Below are 21,686 nucleotides of genomic sequence, written 5' to 3' on the forward strand. Positions count from 1 at the left end.
GTTGGAGAGCGTGGAGGTCGGCTTGCTGCCACTGTTTCACTGGTGTCGCATGCCTCGGTGACCGAAGGAGGTGACATGTCAGACTGTGAACCGGATGTTGTGCTGGGGCCGTTCTCGTCTCCGGACGCGCAGGCGACGCCGTGGGCGTCGGCGTTGGCGGTCGTCGGTGCGGCGGAGGTGTTCTGGCTTTCCACAGTGCGCCCGGACGGGCGACCGCACGTGACGCCGTTGCTGGCGGCGTGGAGTCTGGGTGGGTTGTGCTTCACCACGGGCGACAGGGAACGCAAGGCGCTCAACCTCGAGCACAACCCTCACTGCCTGCTGACGACCGGCACGAATGCGCTGACCGGTGTGGACGTCGTCATCGAGGGTGTCGCGTCGCGGGTGAACGAGCGCTGCGAGCGTGAACAGGCCGTCGCGGACTTCGAGCGGAAGTACGGCACGCATCTGACCGACCCTGATGGTGCCTGGTATGGGTTGGGTGAGGCCGTCATCGCGGGTGATACCCGGCTGTATCGAGTCGCGCCGACCGTCGGATTCGCGTTCGGCAAGCTGCCGAAGTCCAGTCAGACCCGCTACACGTGGCCGAGCCGGAGACGATGATGACCGCACTGCAGCACAAGATCCAGAGTGTCCTCGACGAACTCGTCGATACCGGCGCCGAAACCGGCCTGCAGATTGCCGTTTACCGGCACGGCACGCTTGTTGTCGACGCAGTCGCTGGGATCGCCGACAGCGCGACCGGTCGCCGGGTGACGCCGGAAACTCCGTTCTTCAGCTTCTCCTCCGGCAAGGCCATGGCTTCACTCATCGCGCACTTGCTCGTCCGGACGGGCGCGGTCGGATACGACACGCCGGTGGTCGAGCTGTGGCCGGAGTTCGGTGCACGCGGCAAGGATTCCGTGACCCTCCGGCATGTGCTCACCCACTCGACCGGTCTGCCGGCGATGCCTCGCAACATCGGACCCACCGACCTGCCCGATTGGTCACGGGTCTGCACCGCGATCGCCGAGGCCGAACCACGCTGGCGTCCCGGGACCGAGACGGGGTATCACTCGTTCACCTTCGGTTTCCTCGTCGGCGAGATCGCGCGCCGGGCCACCGGCAAACCGATGCGGCAACTCCTCCACGAGTGGGTCGCCGCGCCCCTGGGTATCGACGGCGACCTGTTTTTCGGTGTGCCCCGAACCGACCTGGCCCGGCTGGCACGCCTCGAGGACGCCACACCGCACCCGGTCGCCCCACCCGACAGCGATGCCATTCTCGCGCCATGGGAAATGCGACCAACCGCTGCTATGGGCAACAGTCACCAAATCCTGCAAGCAGATATCCCGTCGGTCGGCACCTTCACCGCGCGAGGAATCGCCGCCGCGAATGCCGCGCTCCTCGACGGCCGGCTCATTGATGCACACCACCTCACGGAGGTCACGGCGGTAGCGTTCGAGGGCACCGACCAGGTCTTCGGGAACCCCGCGCGACTGGCCCTGGGCTATCTGCTCGGACGCCTCGGTGCTCGGCCGGACGAGGGATCGACTGCGTTCGGCTGGGTCGGTGGTGGCGGCAGCTATGTCTATGCCGACACCGCCACCGGCATCTCCTTCGCCATGACCAAAACCCGCCTCACCCCGCACCTCGACACCGCCCAGCGACTCACGGACCTGACCACAGCCGAAATCAACCCACACTCTTGAGTTCTCGAGAACAAGAGGACCCCGCGTCCACGTCCTGCCCGCCTCCGCAAATCACGCACGCCTCCGCCCCGCGCAACCAGCCCCAACCATCGCTCTAGCGGGACGACGCAAGAAGCAGTCATCGCCTCCGCGGCTACAGATGCCATGGCCCTCGATCTGAAAGAGAAATCATCCAGGATCGGTTCCTGCCAGATAGTTGACGCAAGACACGATGGATCACCGGCTGATGGAAACGAGTAAGTGCAGTGATGAGGGGCGAGGTCTATCCTCACACTGCGGCCGCGCCGCCGGTAAGTCCGGAGGCGAGAGGGGGTCAGTTGCCGTTTGCCGGGACGATCGGCACGTCGCCGCCGGGTCCAGGTGACAGCGGAACCAGTGCTGCGGCAGGCGGGCTGGCCGGAACGCCGGGACCCGGCGCTGGCACCGCCGGGGGTGGAACAGGCGCAGGATCGAACCGTGGGCCCTGGTCACCCTGCTGCCCGGCTGGGACAGGAGCGTCGCATCCCGTAGCCGAGTCCGAGGTCTCACATTTCACGTTCGGGGACGCGGGAACAATCGGGGCGGCGTGTCCAGACGCCGCCGCGGCTACCAGCGATGCCGAAACGCAGCAAGCCAGATTCCAGCCCTGCCAGAATCGCGGAGTGCGCATCACAACCACGTCGGGTCCCCGTAAACGGCTGTCGAACTATCGGCAGTAGCTGTAGATATCGTTATGATCGCGAAGGAACGCAGACTGACCTGGCCGAGACATCCGTCGATCTTGATCTCCACCTGATCGACAGATATCGAACCATGCGCTCCAGCAAGCATCTTCGCGCCGAGCGGAATAGAGGTGATGGTGCCGGGCTTGATATTCACAGCCAAACTCGGCATGAGCTGTGCCCCGGCACCGACCGCGACTCCGGGCGCGGGCGCGACCGTCACCATCACATTCGGCCCTGCCATGGCGGCCAGACCGGCAGTGAGACCGTTGGTGACATCGGCCTGACAGCCCAACTGATACCCCAACTGTACTGTCCCGGAGTTCACCGCTGTCCGCCCGGATCCTGTGATATCAGCGGCCGCGGTGAGGCTGACGAAACCCTCGTGCGTAAACGGCGATTCAGCCAGATTCGGCTGCCTTTCCACACTTTCCGCAACTTTCGTGATCTGCAGTTCCCAGCCGTCCACGGTGCCGACAGCGCGAGATTTATCCGCGATCGGGTCCGCCGAAGCAGTGGCGCAAGTGCCGAATATCGCGGCGACCGATACAGACAGCAACGCTGCAATCGAGCCCTTCATCAATGTCCTTCCGTAACTTCTGTAGGCGACCCAACGCCGAACTACGTGGAACCAATGTCTTCCGTCAGGTACATCGCTATCCCGGATCAGTGCCACCATCGCTGGTTGCGATAGCGGCGTTCCCACAGCAACCGGTTGATCAGGGCGACCGGGCCGGGCATCGCGGCCAGGAAACGACGGCGCTGTTCAAGCGTTGTGTCATCGAGAACCCAGGGGATGTAGACCGCGGCACCCGATGGACCCTGTTTTCGTGCCATCGCGCCTCGGAAGGCATCCCAGTCCTTCGGAGTCAAGACTTCCTGGATGAGTGGCAACGCACTGCTTTCCTCGTGTGCCATGTGCTGACCCAGAATCTCCGTCAGCTTGTGGATGCTCTCCGACAGATTGGCAGACTGTCGGCGCATCCCCTTTTCGACGGCGGCCAGGGCTGGGTCCAGTGCTGCGTGCTCGGCTTGCATCTCGGCCATCAGTGCCCGGTCGTGCGGGCGACCGGGCAGCGCGTCGAGCACACGCGGCCATAGCGCGGCGTCCTCGACGCTGTGATGAACATGCAGTTGCCGGTTGAAATTCGCCCATCCGGCCCGGACGCCAGGCGAGTCGGCGAGACCGGACTTCGCGGCCGCGGCCAGTCGCCTCAGGTCGCGGCGGAAGGCATCGTGCGTCGCGTACATGACGGCGAAATCAATGGGCATGACAGACCTTTCGAGTACCACAGGGCAAATGCGTTTTCTTCGGCTCCGACGGGACGAACGCCCGTGGGTTAGGGCGAGCCTGCAAGGCATCGTGCGAGCGGGCAAGGTAGAGAACCGCTTCCTACGCGGCTCCCAGTAAGACGTGAGCCGTCGCATCCACTGGCTGTGGCCGGATCGGACCCGCGTCGATCGCTTGCGTGCGCAACGCTCGCACCAGACCGATGTTGTAGCGGGTGCCGATCTCCGTCCAACGCGACCATCCAGGAGCCGTTCGTCATCTACTCATTCCAAACGAGGCAGCCGCATGTGCGGATGTCGCGCCTCCAATATGGCCGTAGCCGGTCAGGCCTTACCGGTTTGTCGACGGCCCGAGACCGCGAGCACACTCAGACATACGAATGCGACGGTGGCGGCGATGGTGCGAATCGCGTGCGCGACCTGCCAGTGATCTCGTTGAACAGCCCAGTCCGCTGGCGGAGCCCCGACGTTCCACGCACCTTCCGCGGCGGTGATCTGAACGTTGATCGCCGAGGAGATAACGAACACGGTCAACAACAACATCAACGCGGATAGCGCCCACCACTTGTCCGCCCCCGGCCGCCGGATCGTGACGACCACCGACAGTGCCGCGCACAGCATCGCGGGAATCAACGTCGCACCGGAAAGCCACGGGATCCCGATGAGATTGATCTGCGCTACCTGCGTGTACACCGAGCCGTCGAAGCGTCGCAGTTCCAATTCGAGGACCAGCAGGGTGAGCAGAGAGCCTGCATAGAGCCCGGTGAACACTGGCCCGGCGAACTGGGCAATCTTGGCGGCAGGACCCATGACGCTGATACTCCTTACTGGGCAACCCCGGCGTTCCGGATCTCGGCCGGGGTGGGGTAGCCGTGGTCGCCGCCGAGCCATCGCTCCGACGACGATCACTTCGGACAACCCGGTATCCAGATCCGTGATCCGTGGCGCCCAACATTCACTATTTAACTCATAAATTACCTATCTCATAATATATGTGTCAAATATGTTCACGGGCTCGCTCCGGCTACAACGAAGACGGACATCCGACGAAGCGGCCGTAGTGCGACCCGGTGAATGCGGCAGCCTCGCAGCTCGAAACCGAATGAGGCCGGACTTCTCGTGCCGACAACGGTTGGCGATCAAATAAGCAGATCGCCAGGTGTCACATCGATCCGTTGTGCCCCAACGAGATCGGGATACCCACGTCGGACGAGTGAATCCCCAAAACCTATCCACTTTGTCCCGACGTACATGGGCGAGTCACGCTGACCGGGATGTTCCGCGCGGCGGCTCGGTTGTACGTGATGGGCTAGCGAACTGCCGGATGACCCGGGCGAGTCTGGCTGGTTGGTCGAGTGGGATGAGAGTGTAACAATCTGCTATCTCGATCAACTGTGCGCGGGGGAACAATTCGACCAGGCGTCTGCCGTGTTCGGGTGGCATCACCCGGTCGTCGGCCGCCCAAACCACGAGGACGGGGCGGTCGAAGCTCGGCAGATACTCGGCTGAGGCGAGCAAGAAGCTCGTATCTGCCGCCGCGGCTCGCAGCATTCGCACTGTGTCGCGACGGATCTCCGGCTGAGTCAGGGGCGGCTCCATCCAACCGGCGACCGTTGCGTCTCCGCGTTTGGTAAGCCACCCGAACGCGAGCGGGCTGTGCCGGAGCATCCGGAACCGCATTTGCTGCATGAACAGCCCGAACAGTGCTGGCGAGAGCTTGCCGGTGAGCATGAGCAGCTTGCCGGTCAGCCCGGGAGGGAAGTTGTCGAACGCCTCGCACGAGACGAGTACGACCCGCCCCACGCGTTGTCGCGCGAGTACAGCGCCATCGCCCATGAGTAGCTGGACAAGCGCGCCGCCGGTGTCATTGCCGACGAGGGTCACGTCGTACAGGTCGAGGCGGTCGAGGAATTCCGCGACCAGCTGGGCTATCGCGGGCAAAGAAAGGTCAGCCTCGGCGTGCATCCCGTGCCGATGCGCGCCGAGCGGCAATGTCGGCGCCACGCATCGGTGGTCGAGGGATAGTTCGGCAATTGGTCCGTCCCACAGTGAAGCGTCCATCATCAATCCGTGCAGTAGCACAATCGGGGGGCCGTCACCGCCGGTGTCTTGGTAGTCGATAGTTCCCGCGGACAGCTCGATCTGCTTCATACCTTTTGCTTCCGCGAGGTATGGGGGATGCCGGAGTGATTCGCTGCCGGATGATCGAATAGGTGCCGGTGCAGGAAGGATAACTGCGCCTCGACGGCTTGCTCGTGCTTATCCAAGAACGGGGCGTAGTGGGGACCGGATATTTCGACGAGCTCCCCGCGTGGAGCGCGGCTCGCCGCCTTCACGGATGGCTTGACGAGCGACGTCTGATCGCGGTCACAGACCATGACAAGTAGCGGCGACTGCACCTGGGACGCGGCGCGGCCGGGCCGATAGAGAGTGAAGCGAAGCGCGGTACGGGCAGCGACCGTCTGCTGCCAGTCCGGGTACATGTGCGAACGCAGTGCGAGTCCGGTATCGAGTCCGTCCGGCGTCGTGAGCATCGCGACGGTCCCGGGCTCTCCGACGAGCGGCACCAATCGCGGTGGACGCCCCACGAGACTACCGAGGGCATCGACAACGCCCCGGCCGGTGAAACGTAGCATCGCCAGTGGCTTCTGGTGGCGCATGGCGTTGCGGCTGAGGGCCGGACCGTCGGGGTTCGGTGTCTGTGCGATCGCCGCGCCGAGCTGCGGGTTGCGTGCCGCGACCCGGAAGATGTGACCGCCGGAGGCGGAGAACCCCCAGACCGCGAGTTTGGTCGGATCGACTCCCGGCAGAGTCCGGGCGAAGTCGATCGCGGCCTGCCAATCGTTGAGCTGGTTTCTGGCCGAAAAGGCGAGGCGTGGCTGCCCGTCGCTCTCACCGACGCGGCGGTAGTCGAAGGCGAGGACCGCAAACCCCGCATCGTTGAATCGCTTCGCGAACTGGTCGGTGGCCGGCTCCTTGGGTACCGCGAACCCGCCTGCCATGATCACGCAGGCGCCGTTGGTTCCCCGATAATGCCAGGCGGCACATACGGTGTCGCCGCTGACGAATCGAACCTTCTCCCGATCGACGGACTCGGGTGTGTCTTGTTCGGTCATTTGGAGCTTTCCTCTTCTGATAGTTGGGTGCTGATCGGTATGGCTGCTAGCTCCGGTATCCGCGTCGCTGGTGGTGACGGGCTCCTTATCTCGGGTGCCCGCGGGATGTGGTGAAAGAATCGGGCCCCGGCGTCCGAGTGCCGGTTGCGTCTCATTGCTACGTTCCATCCCTGGCTTCGTCGGGGCTCAGCCGACGCACCGAGACCAGACATAGCCCGAGGTCGCGGACTTTGGTCAGAACACCGTGCAATGCGGGTTGATCAGCAATCAGGCCAAAGATGGCGGTCTGACTGGCCTCGCCGTTGACCTGCAGTCCGCCGAACCAGTCGGCCCACCGATCGTCGAGGAGGCCATCGACGCGGATCTCGTAATGCGCCGGCCATCCCGAGCCCTTCACACCCGCTCACGGTCCTGGCACAGAACCAATGCCCGGCCGCATTGGCGCTGCCGCTCGAGGAGCCAGAGGGCGGCGGCCATGGCATGGGGCAACGCGTTACGCGTAGGGAGCGCCTCCCCGGCGCCTGAGGGACAGGTCGTGTATTGGTCGAGACTGAGCGCATCCATTCCCGATTCCTCCCGCTGATGGCCATTTCCGTAACCGATACGCTACGAACGCCCCCGGACCGGCGCGTCACCCAAAGGTGGATATACAGGTGGAATCTCCGAAGACGCGTCCGGCCCAAAAGTGGTACTAGGGCAGGCCCAGGATTCTCTCGTTGCCGCCCATGCCGGGCGGTCCGCAGCGGGAGTGCCTGGTTGGCCGCCATTACAATCGGCCCAGCCAGCAACCGAGCTAACCATCGCTGGACGTGCTGAGCGGTGGGTTACCGACGGCTGAGCCCGCCCGCGGCTTACCCGTTACGAGGTGCCATGTCCGAGCAGGATGCGCTGCTAGCCACCAAATTGCGTGTGCCCGGGCTGCGCCTGGGCTTCGTGCCCCGCCCGCGGCTCGTGGGTCGGCTCGACGCAGATCTGAAGCCGGGGCTGGTCCTGGTCTGCGCTCCGGCAGGGTTCGGCAAGACGGGCTTGCTGGCCGAATGGGCTCGAAGTGGCCGACGGCCGGTTGCCTGGCTATCGCTTGATGCGGCGGACAATGACCCGGCGCGGTTTTGGCGGCACGTGGTTGCGGCGCTCGATCGGGTGCGCCCGGGAATCGGCGAGCAGGTCGGCCCGCTGCTGGGCCCGCCTGCCCCAACCTCGTTCGAAGGACTGGTGACGGCGCTGATCAACGAACTCGACGCCTGGTCTGGTGAGGATGAGGTACTGCTGGTCCTCGACGACTACCACCTGATTGATGCACAGGCGGTTCACGCCGCGCTGACGCTTCTGCTGGAGCACCCGCCGACAGGTCTGCGGCTTATGCTGGCCAGCCGGTCCGACCCGCCGCTGCCGCTAGCGCGGTTGCGGGCCCGGGGTCAGCTGGCTGAACTGCGCGCCGACGAGCTCCGCTTCGCACCGGACGAAGCGGCGGCGCTGCTGCGTGGAGCGACTGGCGGCGGCTTGCCCGACGCGGTAGTAACGATGCTTGCCGCCCGCACCGAGGGCTGGGCAGCCGGACTGCAGTTGGCCGGCCTCTCGCTGCGAAGCCAGGAGAATCCCGCCCAGTTCGCAGCAGCGTTCAGCGGCAGCCACCGCTACATCCTGGACTACCTGGCAGGGGAGGTTCTCGAGCAACTGAGCGAGCAGGTGCGCGGGTTCCTGCTGGAGACCTCAGTGCTCGAGCGCCTCAGCGGGGAGCTCTGCGACGCCGTCACCGGCCGGGCGGATGGTCAGGAGATGCTGGAAGGGATCGAGCTGGCCGGCCTGTTCCTCGTACCGCTGGATGAGGTACGCGGCTGGTGGCGCTATCACCATCTGTTTGCCGAGCTGCTCCGCGCCCAATTGCAGCACGAACAGCCCGGACAGGCCTCAGCGCTGCACCGGAACGCGGCGGCCTGGTGCGAAGCGCATGGCCTCGCCGATGAGGCCGTACACCACGCATTACGTGCGGACGACACAGCCTGGGCTGCGCGGATGATCGAACGGTACTTTGACGGGATCTTCCGTCAGGGCGAGCAGGCGACGGTGCATCGTTGGCTTTCCGAACTGCCCGCCGAGCTCATCCAGTCACGGCCCCGCCTGTGCCTGGCACAGGCGTGGATGGCGCTCGTGGGTAGCAACATGGATGCGGCTGGGCCGCGGCTCGACGCTGCTCAGCGGACGTCTGCAGACGCTGGTGAAGAGCCGTTCGAGCCGTCGGTCGGCAGACCCGCGAGCTGGCTGGCGAACGTCCCCGCAGCGATCGCACTCGGTCGTGCCTGGCTCGCCTATTTGCACCGCGATGCCGAGGGAACGGCCGCGTTCGCCGCACGGGCACTGGCCGAACTCGGCGAGGACGAGTGGATGCTGGAGTCCGTAACCTGGTGGCAACTGGGCTTGGCCGAATGGCTGCGTGGCAGGCTCGAAGAAGCCGAGCAGGCTTTCACCTCGAGCATCGCCCAGTGGCAGGCGGCGGACGAGTGTTCCCTGGCTGTTCGAGGTTACTACCACCTCGGCCAGGTGCAGCGCGCCCAAGGCCGCCTGGACGCAGCACTCGGCGCATACCAGCAGGCACTCGAGATCACCGCACGACCCGGTGTGTCCACTCTGTCGACTGCTGGCATGGGGTACGTCGGCATGGCGGAGGTGGCCTACCAGCGAGGCGAGCTTGATGCGGCCCTCCGGGACGTAACAGAGGGCATCCCACACTGCCGGCAGCTAACCTACACTCAGCCGCTGGCCGCGGGGCTGGCAACGCTGGCCTGGATTCGGCAGGCCAAGGGTGATCCGGCCGGGGCCATGGAAGCGATCGGCGAGGCCGAGCAGCTCACGTTGGGCACAGCCATGGATGACCTGTTCAACCCCATTCCAGTGCAATGGGCGCGGTTGCACCTCGCACAGGGCGACGTTGTCGCGGCGGCCCATTGGACGAAGGAACGCGACCTGAGCGCGGAGGGCGAGCCGGACTATTCCCGGGAGCCTGAGTATCTGGTGCTGGCCCGGTTGCTGCTCGCACAAGACTTGCCCGACCCGGCACTTGCACTGTTGGAAAAAATGCTAACGGCGGCGGCCACCCAAGGCCGTGTGGGGAGCATCATCGAGATCCAGGCGCTACAGGCGCTGGCCCTCGCCGCCCGCGGTGCGGAGAAAAGCGCTGTCGACGCACTGGCCAATGCGCTCACACTCGCCTGCCCGCAAGGCTATGTTCGGGTTTTCGCCGACGAGGGTGCCCCGATGGGCGTCCTACTCCGCCGACTGATCGCGGCCCAGCAGGCGGACCACGCAGCCCGCGGCGTGCCCCTCGGATATGTGGCCCGTGTGTTGCAAGCGCTCAGCCACAAGCACGTCGTCCAAGGTTCCGGGTCGAGTGCCGCGGCATTGGTGCCGGGCTTGGTCGAGCAACTGACCGCCCGTGAGCGCGACGTTCTGGGCCTGCTGGTCGCAGGCAGATCGAACAGGCGGATCGCCGATGAGTTGGTGGTCAGTGTCGACACCGTCAAGAAACACCTCACCCATATCTTCGGCAAGCTCGGCGCCGTCAACCGCACCGAGGCTGTCGCCCGGGCGCGGCAACTGGGTTTGATTCGCTAGAGCAGCGCTTCACCTTCACCGAGGCAGCTCAACGGAGGTGCGGGCCTGCGATTTTCGCGTCCAACGCAACGTCTGGTTCACATCCTGCACGAGCCGTCAATCGGCCCGAGCACGAAATCAGCTTCGACAACCAGCTGGGTCACCGAGAAGGCGCTGGCGTCCAGAGCATCTACACGAAATTTCCTCTCCTCCAACACTATTGACTAGCCGATCGTACGGAGCATGGGTGTCCCCTGGGCGTCACAGTCCGAGCCGGCCTCGGTGACGAGGGCGGCCGAGGTGTGTCCGGTGGAGTTGCGTGACGAGCAGCTGCGTGAGGCCTTGTTGGTGCGCTACCGGGCCGAGCGGATCGAACTGACGACGCCGGGGCGGATCGACCGTCTGATCAGTTCGGCGCGGGCGACTTTTCGAGGATCAGTTCTGTAAGCGCACCGTGTCACGGCTGAGTGAGCTGTCGGGCGACCGGTTGAACAACCCTGGTCGCGGTCGGTGTGATCGGCTGCGCGAACGTGCTGACGGGTGAGCGGAAGTCGGTGCTGGCCAAGGGGTTCAGGATCAGTCGGGAGACCGTCTACAGCTACCTGCGTGTGGAGATTGTCACAGGCTGAGCCGGGACCCGCAGCTGCCCGAGATCGTCTTCGCTGATGAGCTCGGGCTCGCTGTCGTCCTGTCGTCGAAGCAGCGACGTAGCTGGATCTCGTCGAGATATTCGCGGATACCTATCCCGGATCACGAGATCAGCGGCACGTTCGGCGATTGCGAGCACGCTCGCGTTCGGGCTCACGTCGGTGAGTTCGGGCATGACGGCTGATCAATCAGAGAATGCTCGAATTCGGCTATCGCGCGGAGGATATGGAAGAACATGCGGATGCCGCCCCGTTCGCAGACCGAATCCTGACGGGTGTCGACGCCCGCGAGGTCGCCGTCGGCCCAGAAGCGCATAGTCAACCAAACCAGCAGACCACTGCTGGTAGAGGCACTAATCGCCGCTAAAAGGTGGGCTTAGCGCGAGACTGGCTCAGACCGAGAAGGTCGGGCTCAGCATGGTTGCGACGACCGCGATATTTCGATAAGATGATATCGAAAGCATATAATATCAATTCGACAAGATATGATTCGGGTAGCGCCTCGAAGGATCATCGAGGCTCCGGCCGAACGCCAGGCGCCACGACCGCGACTCCAGGTGTGCGTTCCCTGCCGTGCCGACCGCTGATTACGCAGATTGCTGAGCTTCATCCACCTATCAATGGAGAATTTCATGTCGAATACCGATCGTGTCGCCGTTGTCACCGGCAGTGGGCGCAGCATCGGCCGGGCGATCGCGCTGCGTCTGGCTGCAGACGGGGCGAAGGTCGTCGTCAACTACAAGAGCAATGCCAAGACTGCCGAGGAGGTCGCCTCTACGATCGAAGTAGCCGGTGGGCGGGCCACCGTCGTGCAGGCGGATGTGACCGATCCGGCTCAGCTGACGTCGCTGTTCGATGCTGCGGAACGCCGGTTCGGCGGGCTGGATGTGTTCGTGCACAATGCCTACGGGTTCGCTGCCGGGCCGATCGCCCGGGCGTCCGACGAGGACTACGCGCGGTCGTTCGCCGCCAACTCCCGGGCCACGTTCGTCGCGTTCCGGGAGGCTGCCGAGCGAGTACGCGACGGCGGCCGGATCGTGTACATTTCGTCGTCGGCCACCCGGGCGAGCGACCCGTCCATGTCGTTGTATTCCGCGAGCAAGGCGGCGGGTGAACAGTTGGTCCGGGCCTTCGCCCGCGAGGTGGGGCCACGGGGAATCACCGTGAACAGCGTACTGCCGGGGCCGACGAATACCGATGCGATGCAGCCCATGAAGGAGATGTTGACGGAGCGGGCCGCCCGGACACCACTGGGCCGCTTCGGTGAGCCGGAGGACATCGCCGATGTCGTCGGTTTCCTGGCCTCTCATGATGCTCGATGGGTGACCGGTCAGAGCATCGCCGCCGACGGGGGCCTCACAGCGTGACAGGCCGGCCATGCACCGCGACATCTCACGGGCTTGGCCGTTGACAGCGCGGGATACAGGTCACCGTCGCCGGCGTCGCGACAGTAGCCGGCGTGCCCCCTGCGCCGCCCCGTTGGTTCAGGCAAAAAAGCGTGTCCAACCGGATCCGCCACCGGAACCCGCGCAGTCGCATAGTCGCCGAACGTCGACCGTTTTGTTAGAAAGGACCAGGCCAGATGGCCGAGAGCAGTGCAGTATCGAACAACGAATCAGGCGGAGTCGACTTCGACCTGGTGTACCGCGGCGAAACAGCCGCCCAGGGCTTGAGCTTCGAGCGGGTGCCCTGGGACATCGGTAGGCCGCAGCCGCTGCTCGTGGAGTTCGAGAAGGGGGGCAGTATCACCGGCGAGGTACTCGACGCCGGTTGCGGACCGGGCGATACCGCCATCTACCTGGCCGGTCTCGGGTACCAGGTAACCGGGCTAGACATCGCGGCCACGGCGATCGACCAGGCAAGCCGCCGGGCGGCGGAGCAAGGGGTGTCGATGGTGTTCGAGGTCGCCGACGCAACCGTCCTCGACGGATATGACGGCCGGTTCGACACGGTCGTCAGCAGTCAGCTCATTCACTGCCTGAATCCCGAGCAGCGCCGCGCGCATGTGGCCGCGCTGACCCGGGTGCTCAAACCTGGCGGCCGGTTGATCCAATTCAGCGCCAACTTCGCCGACGGTGTCGAAACCTTCGGGCTGTATTCCATCTCGGAGGACGAATTGCGTACCACGTTCACGGCGCCGGACTGGTCGATCGTCGGTCTGCGAGCCGGCCGTATGGAGGGCACCAGGCCGCCTGAGTCGTTGTTGAATCAGTTCGCACAGTACAACTTCCATCCTGAATTCACTGATGACGGACTGATGCTGATGCCCGTCTTGGCACTGGAAGCGCAGCGGCTCTGACGAACTCGCCAGTGCGGGTGGCTCGTACAGCACTGACCCAGCGCGGTGTCGGCTGAGCCCGATCGGACGTTTACGCTGCGCGGGCGCGGCGCATACGTCCCGGTGGTCGAGCTCAACCGAGCCGTCGCGATCGTCCGAGCCGGCGACCCCCGCTGCGGCGTTGCGCGCCGTCAACCGCCTCGACCTCGACGGCTACCTCTACTTTCACTCGACCCGCAGAGTTGTTGCGGCTTCTCGGCCGTGATGCCGAGGCCCGAGCGGCGTGCGGCCGGGCGCTCGAGCCACCTCGACCCGAGCGGAGGATTCCTGACCCGGCGGGTCGAACAGACCGTTCGATGAGACCGACACGGCGACTCACCCCTTGTTCGACACCGACCATGACGGAACCGCGGCGATTACGTCTCCCATATTATATGAAATCAATATTTTATGAGATAAAATGGTTCATGTCGGCCGGATTGATCCGGGACCAACTCGAGAAGGAGCTGCTATGTATCTCGTCACCGGCGCAACAGGGGTGATCGGTCGACCGCTTATGGACACGCTCCTTGCGAGTGGAGCGCAGGTCAGGGCGGTGACCCGACAGTCCAACGTGAGCCTGCCCCAAGGGGCCCACGCAGTGACAGTCGACGATCTCGACTGCGCCCTGCAGGGCGTCGACTCCCTTTTTGTTCATCCGCGAGCGACTAAGGACGACATCGCGAGCCTGCTCGCTCACGCCGCCGAACACCGTGTCGGACGTGTGGTGGTGATGTCGGCGATCAACGCCGACGACGACGTGTCGTTGCAGCCTTCGTGGTTCAACGGTGACCGCAATACCGAGGTCGAACGCGCGGTTGTGAACAGCGGATTGCCGTGGGTGAGCGTGCGACCGAGTTCGTTTGCGATGAATACGCTTACGATGTGGTCCGGTCAGGTTGCCAACGGCGACATGGTGTTCGGTCCGTTCGCCGAATTCGCTGAGCCACTGATCCATGAGTGGGACGTCGCCGACGTGATCGCACGTGCCATGGTCGATGATGCGCTGCTCGGCCGAACGATCCCGATTACCGGCCCCGAGGCGCTGCGTATGGACCAGCTTGTCGCCATCATCGGAGAAACGCTCGACCGGCCATTGGGTTTTCAAGAGGTTCCCTCCGAGATGGCCGCCAAGGGCATGATCGCGCACGGGCTCGACAAGCGGTTCGTGGACGCCCTGATGGCTCGATACGCCCGCGAGATCAAACAGCCGCTCACGGTGACCAGCAATGTCGAGGACATCCTCGGCCGTCCAGCTCTCCCATTCGCCACCTGGGTAGCCGATCACAAGGATGACTGGTCATAACCCGCAGTATTCAGCTCCCGACGCACGGCGGAGGGGTGTGCGGCCGAGCACGACAGCGCGCTGTCGATGCGGTCATGTGCTTTACGTGGCTTCTCGGTGGGTGAGAACGATTCGTCGAGCCAGTTTCCGTAGGTCAAGGCGTGTGATCGGCGCGTGTGTTCCCCCAGGGCGCGGACACTATGCAGGCGGATGGTTGTGGAGCAGTTTCGGCCACGACCACTGTTTTCGTGGTTGTAGGCCCTGGCCGCCAGCACTCGACACATACCACCAGCGCGGTCTCGTTCCGTCGTGAATGTGGCCGGATCCACCTCATCGAGGAGCCGGACCACTTGTGCCGCAGTAGATTCCAGGGGTTAGCCGGTGACCGCAATGTCGCCGCCGACCACTGCTGATCTGAGGTAGCGGTGCAGGGAGGTCTTCGGGACACCGGAGGCATTGTCACGCGTCCCACCTGGAAGCCCTCGCCATCATCACCAGCAGTCGATGCAGGACCTTCGCAGGACCGGGGGCAGCCTCACCGTTCAACTCGACGGTGGTGAACGCCTCCGCCAGCGCTGGCGCCGGCGCGAACACGCCGTGACGGAAGCAGTTGTGGCTCAGGCCGCTACGCCACCGTTTGTAGTCGCTGACCATCCGCGCCAACGTGTCGCCTTTCGCGCCACTGACCCGGGGATATTCGTGATCAGCACACGTTGGGCCCCGGTACGGGACCGCTGCAAGCCTCATTTGAGGCTATATGAAGTTCATATAATATGATAAAAATATTGTAGTTCGTAGGGTATCGGCCGTGCGAGAGTGAGGAGCCTGACGATGGCCAACGCAAGAGTTCGCGTGGGTGCTGCGCAGACGATGTCGGTGTTGCGCACGCCGGAAGAGCGGTTCGAAGGCTTGCCCGGCTATCCGTTTGCACCGCACTACACCGATATCGACGCTGGTGATGGCGCTGGCACGCAGCTGCGGGTGCACTATCTCGACGAACGTCCTGTCGACCCGGCGCGAGCGTCGGGGCAGACCATCCTGCTGCTACATGGAGAGCCGTCGTGGAGCTTCCTGTACCGGCACGTGATACCACCGTTGGTCAGCGCCGGGCATCGCTGTGTAGCGCCTGATCTCGTCGGGTTCGGCAAGTCGGACAAGCCCATCGACCGTTTCGTGTACACGTATCAGAGCCACGTCGACTGGCTGGCGCGAACGGTATTCGATCGCCTCGACCTTCACGACATCACGATGGTGTGTCAGGACTGGGGAGGTCTGCTGGGGCTGCGGTTGCTGGCGGAGCATCGAGAGCGGTTTCGTCGCGTGATCGCGACGAACACCTCGTTCCCGACCGGCGACCAGGACCTCGGAGGTTCCTTTGCGCTGTGGCTTCAGCTCAGTCAGCGTTCGAATCCCTTCGACATCGGCCAGGTCGTCGACCGCGGCACCGTGACCGATCTCGATCCGGCGGTCCTGGCGGCGTACAACGCGCCGTTTCCCGATGAGTCGTATCTGGCGGGCGCTCGCCAATTTCCCCTACTGGTGCCCATCGCGCCGTTCGACGACGCGGCAGCGGCGAACCGCAAGGCGTGGGCCGCGCTCGGGACGATGCGGATCCCGTTCTTGTGCGCGTTCAGCGACAAGGATTACGGGGTCGGCGGTGGGGACCGGGAGTTTCGTGAGCACGTTCCAGGCGCCGCTGGGCAACCGCACGTCACGATCGCCAACGCTGGTCACTTTGTGCAGGAAGATCAGGGGGCCGCTCTGGCCGCCATCGTCGACGAATTCATCCGATCGACTCGCTGAACCGGTCGCGGGGTGTGCCGTCCCGGCCGTGGCGGAAACCGCCCGTCGAACGAGTTGTTTGGTGCCGACATGGCGGCGGGGGCACATCGAATTGCGGTCTTCAACGTCATTCCGGTCTGATGATGCGCGTTCGCTCGTGGTTCGGTCACGTCGGCGCGCCATTTCTATGCTTGCGCGGTTCTGCGTATGATATGTAAGCCGTATAAACGTGGGCGAGGTGGCGCAGGATGAGTTCAGTAGCAGGCCGTGCTCCGACGCGTAGCCGGCGGAGGTTGACGGCTGACGTGCGGGAAGCGTTGCGTGACTTGAATATTCAGTTGTCGCTGCTCAATCGGAGGTTTGGTGGCCGCGTTGAGGTCAAGGATGTCGATTGGACGTGCCTGGATCTGATCAACCGATATGGCCCGCTGTCACCTACGGCGCTGGCACGTCGTGCCGGGTTGCATCCTGCGACGATGACGGGGATTTTGGATCGGTTGCAGAAGGGGGGATGGATCGTGCGCGAGCGTGATCCAGAGTCCTCGGATCGTCGTGCGGTCATGTTGCGTGCTGTGCGCGAACGGAATTCCGAATTGTTCGAGTTGTTCTCCGGGATGAACAACCGCATGGATAAGCTATGTGCTCGATATTCGGTGGCCGAGCTCGAAGTGATCGCAGACTTCCTGCAGCGGACCGGCGAGGTGGGGCACGAGGCAGCGGAGGAGTTGGCGGAAGGCTGAGGGGTAGCAGCCCATTGGTGCTGCTGGTTTTTCTGGCCGTCGGTAGTACGCTCGTGCGCGGCTTCGTCCTCGGTGAATTAGCTCGCCCTTCGGCCGTCCCGGCGCTATCGGCAGTCATCTGCGATGAAAGCGTAAAGCTAGCGATGGGGCTTCCAAGCTTCTCGCGTAGGTGGCGTGTCGGCGCTATTTGCTGCCGATTCCGTGCCGCGCTGCGGTCCGGAGTGCCTTGGATCTGTGAGCAGCACGAGCGGATCGCGTACCACTGCGGAGTGAAGCCGTCTTCTCGGGCGCGTCCTGACGACGGCGACGCCATCCGGCTCGCGGGTCTGTCGGGGCTGCGAGTCGCGCGCCGCCAGGTGCGGTGGAGTCGTGTGGTCTCGCTCGACTTGCACCTTTCCAACATCACCAGTCGCTCGGCGTTCCTTGTCCTTGCCGAGGAGGACAAGCGTGCCTTTCTCTTCGAGGAGCGCAGGCGACTACGGGAGATGTTCCCCGGCGAGGCGGTGGAAGAGACCTACGTGGTTGATTTGCTGATGACCACTCGTCCGTGACGTGCTCCGGTGTCCGGGAATTCGCAAGGACGGTCAGCCGACTCCGGCGACAGGGGGATGCATCGAATCTCGGATGTCTTTCTCACTGCGCGTGCGGCAGCGTTCACGCCATTGGGCGGCGCCGGGGCTCAGGCCAGGGTCGTCGAGTTGGATTCGTTCACCTGGGCGGGAAGGACGTGCGGGAACCGTCGGCCTGGCAGCGCGACCAGACCTGCAACGGCCGCCGCGTAGCAGAGTGCGGCGACCACGGCGCAGCTTACGGAGAGGCCGGACAGGAACGAGTCCTGCGCGGCCGTGAGCAAACTCGGATTGCGTGCGGCGATCCCGAATGCGACCGGCACCGAGTCAGCGGCTTCAGCAGCCTGCCCGGTCGTAGCGAACGCGCTGTCGAGCAGGCGGGAACCGAAGATCGATGAGAACACAGAGCCGACCACGGCGACTCCGAGTGTCGAGCCCAACTCGCGAGTGGCATCGTTGACCGCCGAGCCGACACCCGCCCGAGACGCGGGTAGCACGAGCATGATCGACTCCGTCGCCGGGGTCGAGATCAGACCCATGCCGAGGCCCATGAACATCATCTGCGGGACGATCACGGTCCAGTAGGGCGTGCCGACGTCCGCGGTTCCGGCAATCCACGCCATGGCGGTGCCGAACGACAGGAGCCCGGTGACCACCACAGCGCGTGTGCCCAAGCGCGGAGCGAGCAGCCCGCCGACTACCGAGGCAACCGCGATCGATAGCGCGACCGGGAGAATGCGGGCGCCGGTGGAAAGTGGGCCGAACTCGCGGACTACCTGGAAGTACTGGGTGATGAGGAAGATGAAGCCCGATAGCGCGAAGAAGGTGACCGCGACCGCTGCGCTGGCGGCGCTGAAGCGTCGATCCGTGAACAGCCGGACGTCGAGCATGGGGTGCTCGGCCGCGCGTTCGGCCACCACGAAAGCGACCGTCAGTCCGAGCGCGATCGCGAACCCGATCACCGTGGCGCTGCTACGCCAACCGCGCTCGGGGGCCTCGATCACCGTGTATACGAGCACTCCGAGCAAGGCGATCGAGATGGCCAGGCCCCGGAAGTCCAGGGCAGGCACGGAACAGTCGCGGGATTCGGGCACCAGCAGGAATCCGAGAACAGCGGCCACGAGCGCGAGTGGCACCAGTGCCCAGAACACGCTGCCCCAGTAGAAGTGCTCGAGCAGCAATCCGCCGGTAACTGGGCCGGAGGCGACGCCGACCCCGACGATCGCACCCCACCCGCCGAGCGCGGCGGCGCGCTGTCGGCGGTCGGGGAAGGTGTTGGTGATGATCGAGAGCGTTGTGGGGAAGATCAGCGCGGCGAACGCTCCCATACCGAAGCGTGCCCCGATCAGCGCGACCGGGCTGTCGACCATGGCTCCTACCACGCTAGCGGCGGCGAATCCGAGGAGCCCAGCCAGGAGTGCTGGTCGCCGTCCGTGGCGATCCGAGACGCTGCCCGCCGCCAGCACCAACGCGGTGAACGCGAGGTTGTAGCCGTCGACGACCCACTGCAGTCCACGGGTGCCCACATCGAACTCGGTCGCGATGCTGGGCAGCGCGACATTGACGATCGTGATGTCGAGGTTGATGGCGAGCACCGCGACGTAGACCGAAACAAGGATTCCGGCCTTGCGACTCACGAGGGTTGCTTCAACCACCAGTCGCGGATCGCGGCCGCGAACCGGTCAGGTGCGTCGGACTGCACGAAATGCCCTGCGCCTTCGACGATCACGGTGTGGTGGTTGGGGACGAGCTGCTCCCATCGCCGTCGCTCCTTGTCCCCGAACACGACGTCGGCGTTGCCCCAGATGATGAGCGTCGGGAGTGACGCGAGGCCGGGAAGGCCGGCTTCGACATCGGCGAGAAGGGCATGACTGGCGGTAATACACCGGGGCAGTACGGCTGACGCTTGGCGCCGATCGGAGGTGGCAAGCGCCTTGCGGTAGTGGCCTATCTCCTCGACGGTCGGCTTCCGCAGTCGGTGCCCGATGGGGATCGTCGCCTCGACGAACAGGTTGAACTGCCTGATCAGCAGACGCCCCAGGGGGCCACCCATCACGTGAGAGGCGATGTGCGCCTTCGGATCACCATTCATCGGCCAGCCCCAGGTGTTGGTCAGCACCAGACGCTCGAAGGCGGCGGGCCGCTGCTCGACAGTGGCGAGACCGATGGGGCCACCCCAGTCGTGGGCCACGAGGGTGATCTCGCTCAAAGCCAGAGCGTCGACGAAGGAGGTGACGATGTGGATGTGTTCCTCGGGTAGATGCCGATAGTCCGGGCGGGCCGTTGACAGGCCGAAGCCGGGGTAGTCGAGTGCGATGCAGCGGAACTCGTCTCGCAGTGCACCTATCACCTCGCGATACACAAACGACCAGGTCGGGTTTCCGTGCAGGAACAGCAGTATGGGCCCCGAACCTTCATCGACGTAGTGGATCGTGTGCCCGTCGATGGCCACGAACCTGCTCTCGAACGGGAACAGTTCGTCGTCAACCCATGCAGGTCTTTCCATCTCGGTCATGACTCCACCTCACTTCGCGACTACACTTGATATAGTCACGTGAACTTTAGAATGTCAAGCAGGTGGAGATGAGTCGAAGTTACGGCCAGTACTGCGGTCTTGCCCGGTCGCTCGATGTCGTGGGCGACCGGTGGAATCTGCTCATCGTCCGCCAGCTCCTGGTGGCTCCCGCCCGCTACCGCGAACTGCTCGATGGGCTCCCCGGCGTGGCCACCAATCTGCTCTCCGCCCGGCTCCGCGACCTCGAGGCCGCAGGCGTCGTGGAGCGCCGGCTTGCCGAACATGGCAACGCGGTGATGTACGCACTCACCGCGTGGGGTGCCGGGTTGCGCGAGCCGATCGAAGGGCTCATCCGGTGGTCCACGCCGCTGATGGTGCGTGGCCCCGCCAACGACCGCTTCCGTCCCGAATGGCTGGCCGTGGCTCTCCCGGCCTTGCTCCGCGGCAAGGTGGATGCAGATCGATCATCGACGGTCGGGGTTGGGATCGACGGTCAGATGTTTCAGGTGCGGTCGACCCGCTCGGGCCTAGATGTCAGCCCGCACGATGGTCGAGCTCTTGATGCCGTCGTGCGCGCAGAGGCCGCGATCGTTCTCGGCCTGGCGGCAGGCATGCTCGACCTCGACGCGATCCGTACGCTCGTCGACATCGAAGGTGACGAGACAGCCCTGCGAGCCATCTTCGGTGCGCGACAAGCCCCCCAATGACGCGGCTCCGTGCGTCGTGACCACCCCCAAGCTGGCTTGCCGATTCCGCTGGACACTCGCCGCTGGTACGTCTGCCAGCGAGGCACTGGTTCGCCGAGCAAGCTGAGAGAAGGTTCGCCGACAACCATCTTTCCGGTATCGGCGCCGACGCGGTCACGACATCAACGTTCTGTCCCACAACAGCTAGATCAAGAATGCCCGCAGTTGGGGTATGGCCTCGACGGGATGTTGTGCGCGGATGCCTTCGCCGATCGGGTCGAACCGCCATACGGCGTCTGTGCGGGACAGTTTGCCCATGACCAGGCCGGTGTGGATTCCACCGCCGGTCAGGCTGTAGCGGGCGATTTCGGTGCCGGACACGCCGTCGACCAGGCGGCAGAACGCGTTCTCGATCTGGTCGAAGGTTTGGCCGGAGTAGGAGGTGACGATGAAGACGACGGTGGTGACCCCCGGTGGTAGTCGGGTCAGGTCGACAGTGATTATTTCGTTGTCGCCCTTGCCTTCTCCGGTTGTGCTGTCGCCGAGGTGGCGTACCGATCCGTCGCGGGAGCTGAGTTGTTCGTGGTAGACGACATCGCTGATCTGGTCGCCGGCGAACAGCAGCGCCGCCGCGTTCAGGTCGATGTCGACCGACCGTGAGCGCATCCAGCGGCTGGTGCGGACGGGGTCCCAGCCCAGCGCCATGGTGACGTGGTTGAGCGCCGCTCCGCTTTGGTCGCGCAGCGTTACGAACAATGG

22 protein-coding genes and 1 pseudogene are annotated in these 21,686 nt (G+C 64.5%); 11 read left to right on the forward strand and 12 right to left on the reverse strand.

The annotated features are described in order from the left end of the window. The first annotated feature begins 75 nt into the window (after window positions 1–75). Window positions 76–603 carry a pyridoxamine 5'-phosphate oxidase family protein gene (locus ACIBI6_RS08810; RefSeq protein ID WP_396955686.1) on the forward strand — a complete coding sequence of 176 codons (528 nt, stop codon included), beginning with the start codon at window positions 76–78 and terminating at the stop codon, window positions 601–603. Then, window positions 603–1,691 carry a serine hydrolase domain-containing protein gene (locus tag ACIBI6_RS08815; RefSeq protein WP_396955687.1) on the forward strand — a complete coding sequence of 363 codons (1,089 nt, stop codon included), beginning with the start codon at window positions 603–605 and terminating at the stop codon, window positions 1,689–1,691. Before ACIBI6_RS08810 ends, ACIBI6_RS08815 begins: the two co-directional genes overlap by 1 nt. Window positions 1,692–2,339: 648 nt before the next feature. Here the strand turns inward: ACIBI6_RS08815 and ACIBI6_RS08820 are convergent. From ACIBI6_RS08820 to ACIBI6_RS08850, 7 genes and pseudogenes are all read right to left on the reverse strand, one after another. Beyond that, window positions 2,340–2,972 carry an MspA family porin gene (locus tag ACIBI6_RS08820; RefSeq protein ID WP_396955688.1) on the reverse strand — a complete coding sequence of 211 codons (633 nt, stop codon included), beginning with the start codon at window positions 2,970–2,972 and terminating at the stop codon, window positions 2,340–2,342. 86 nt (window positions 2,973–3,058) lie between these two features. Beyond that, entirely contained in the window at window positions 3,059–3,664 is a 606-nt protein-coding gene (locus ACIBI6_RS08825; RefSeq protein WP_396955689.1) for a hemerythrin domain-containing protein, read from the reverse strand. A gap of 121 nt (window positions 3,665–3,785) precedes the next feature. Continuing rightward, window positions 3,786–3,914: pseudogene (locus tag ACIBI6_RS08830) on the reverse strand (TetR/AcrR family transcriptional regulator); the annotation flags it as partial. 92 nt (window positions 3,915–4,006) lie between these two features. Then, the gene (locus ACIBI6_RS08835; protein WP_396955690.1) at window positions 4,007–4,492 is read right to left on the reverse strand and encodes an anthrone oxygenase family protein; all 486 of its coding nucleotides are present in this window, start codon (window positions 4,490–4,492) and stop codon (window positions 4,007–4,009) included. Between the two features lie 450 nt (window positions 4,493–4,942). Next, the gene (locus ACIBI6_RS08840; protein WP_396955691.1) at window positions 4,943–5,833 is read right to left on the reverse strand and encodes an alpha/beta fold hydrolase; all 891 of its coding nucleotides are present in this window, start codon (window positions 5,831–5,833) and stop codon (window positions 4,943–4,945) included. After that, window positions 5,830–6,798, reverse strand: a complete 969-nt coding sequence (locus ACIBI6_RS08845) for an alpha/beta fold hydrolase (protein ID WP_364346561.1) — start codon at window positions 6,796–6,798, stop codon at window positions 5,830–5,832. Before ACIBI6_RS08845 ends, ACIBI6_RS08840 begins: the two co-directional genes overlap by 4 nt. Before the next feature lie 157 nt (window positions 6,799–6,955). Beyond that, a complete protein-coding gene (locus ACIBI6_RS08850; RefSeq protein ID WP_364346563.1) occupies window positions 6,956–7,195 on the reverse strand; it encodes a hypothetical protein in 240 nt (79 codons plus the stop codon). A gap of 473 nt (window positions 7,196–7,668) precedes the next feature. Here ACIBI6_RS08850 and ACIBI6_RS08855 point away from each other — a divergent pair, with 473 nt between their 5' ends. Both ACIBI6_RS08855 and ACIBI6_RS08860 read left to right on the forward strand, forming a co-directional pair. Beyond that, window positions 7,669–10,407, forward strand: a complete 2,739-nt coding sequence (locus ACIBI6_RS08855) for a LuxR C-terminal-related transcriptional regulator (RefSeq protein WP_396955692.1) — start codon at window positions 7,669–7,671, stop codon at window positions 10,405–10,407. 222 nt (window positions 10,408–10,629) lie between these two features. After that, window positions 10,630–10,833, forward strand: a complete 204-nt coding sequence (locus ACIBI6_RS08860) for a hypothetical protein (RefSeq protein ID WP_396955693.1) — start codon at window positions 10,630–10,632, stop codon at window positions 10,831–10,833. 354 nt (window positions 10,834–11,187) lie between these two features. On the opposite strand, the gene ACIBI6_RS08865 is transcribed toward ACIBI6_RS08860, so the two are convergent. Next, entirely contained in the window at window positions 11,188–11,349 is a 162-nt protein-coding gene (locus ACIBI6_RS08865; protein WP_396955694.1) for a hypothetical protein, read from the reverse strand. A 316-nt stretch (window positions 11,350–11,665) separates the two neighbouring features. Here ACIBI6_RS08865 and ACIBI6_RS08870 point away from each other — a divergent pair, with 316 nt between their 5' ends. From ACIBI6_RS08870 to ACIBI6_RS08880, 3 genes are all read left to right on the forward strand, one after another. Further along, window positions 11,666–12,400 (forward strand): SDR family oxidoreductase, encoded by a 735-nt coding sequence (locus ACIBI6_RS08870; protein ID WP_396955695.1) that lies wholly within the window; start codon window positions 11,666–11,668, stop codon window positions 12,398–12,400. 215 nt (window positions 12,401–12,615) lie between these two features. After that, entirely contained in the window at window positions 12,616–13,332 is a 717-nt protein-coding gene (locus tag ACIBI6_RS08875) for a class I SAM-dependent methyltransferase (protein WP_396955696.1), read from the forward strand. A 490-nt stretch (window positions 13,333–13,822) separates the two neighbouring features. Continuing rightward, the gene (locus ACIBI6_RS08880; protein ID WP_396955697.1) at window positions 13,823–14,656 is read left to right on the forward strand and encodes an SDR family oxidoreductase; all 834 of its coding nucleotides are present in this window, start codon (window positions 13,823–13,825) and stop codon (window positions 14,654–14,656) included. Between the two features lie 438 nt (window positions 14,657–15,094). Here the strand turns inward: ACIBI6_RS08880 and ACIBI6_RS08885 are convergent, their stop codons facing one another. Next, window positions 15,095–15,289 carry a hypothetical protein gene (locus ACIBI6_RS08885; RefSeq protein ID WP_396955698.1) on the reverse strand — a complete coding sequence of 65 codons (195 nt, stop codon included), beginning with the start codon at window positions 15,287–15,289 and terminating at the stop codon, window positions 15,095–15,097. Window positions 15,290–15,505: 216 nt separating this feature from the next. Here ACIBI6_RS08885 and ACIBI6_RS08890 point away from each other — a divergent pair, with 216 nt between their 5' ends. The 3 genes from ACIBI6_RS08890 (at window position 15,506) to ACIBI6_RS08900 (ending at window position 17,708) form a co-directional block, all read left to right on the forward strand. Beyond that, window positions 15,506–16,438: a haloalkane dehalogenase gene (locus tag ACIBI6_RS08890; RefSeq protein ID WP_396955981.1), complete on the forward strand. Its 933-nt coding sequence runs from the start codon at window positions 15,506–15,508 to the stop codon at window positions 16,436–16,438. A gap of 284 nt (window positions 16,439–16,722) precedes the next feature. Next, window positions 16,723–17,157 carry a MarR family transcriptional regulator gene (locus ACIBI6_RS08895; RefSeq protein WP_396955699.1) on the forward strand — a complete coding sequence of 145 codons (435 nt, stop codon included), beginning with the start codon at window positions 16,723–16,725 and terminating at the stop codon, window positions 17,155–17,157. A gap of 17 nt (window positions 17,158–17,174) precedes the next feature. Then, entirely contained in the window at window positions 17,175–17,708 is a 534-nt protein-coding gene (locus tag ACIBI6_RS08900; protein WP_396955700.1) for a hypothetical protein, read from the forward strand. A gap of 128 nt (window positions 17,709–17,836) precedes the next feature. Here the strand turns inward: ACIBI6_RS08900 and ACIBI6_RS08905 are convergent, their stop codons facing one another. Both ACIBI6_RS08905 and ACIBI6_RS08910 read right to left on the reverse strand, forming a co-directional pair. Then, the gene (locus ACIBI6_RS08905; protein ID WP_396955701.1) at window positions 17,837–19,363 is read right to left on the reverse strand and encodes an MFS transporter; all 1,527 of its coding nucleotides are present in this window, start codon (window positions 19,361–19,363) and stop codon (window positions 17,837–17,839) included. Continuing rightward, a complete protein-coding gene (locus ACIBI6_RS08910; RefSeq protein ID WP_396955702.1) occupies window positions 19,360–20,241 on the reverse strand; it encodes an alpha/beta fold hydrolase in 882 nt (293 codons plus the stop codon). Before ACIBI6_RS08910 ends, ACIBI6_RS08905 begins: the two co-directional genes overlap by 4 nt. Before the next feature lie 68 nt (window positions 20,242–20,309). Here ACIBI6_RS08910 and ACIBI6_RS08915 point away from each other — a divergent pair, with 68 nt between their 5' ends. Further along, window positions 20,310–20,948, forward strand: coding sequence for a winged helix-turn-helix transcriptional regulator (locus tag ACIBI6_RS08915; RefSeq protein ID WP_396955703.1), 639 nt, complete (start codon window positions 20,310–20,312; stop codon window positions 20,946–20,948). 183 nt (window positions 20,949–21,131) lie between these two features. On the opposite strand, the gene ACIBI6_RS08920 is transcribed toward ACIBI6_RS08915, so the two are convergent. Continuing rightward, window positions 21,132–21,683 carry a TerD family protein gene (locus ACIBI6_RS08920; protein WP_396955704.1) on the reverse strand — a complete coding sequence of 184 codons (552 nt, stop codon included), beginning with the start codon at window positions 21,681–21,683 and terminating at the stop codon, window positions 21,132–21,134. Between the last annotated feature and the right edge of the window lie 3 nt (window positions 21,684–21,686).

The sequence above is a fragment of the Nocardia sp. NPDC050412 genome (assembly GCF_044458825.1).
GTDB lineage: Bacteria > Actinomycetota > Actinomycetes > Mycobacteriales > Mycobacteriaceae > Nocardia.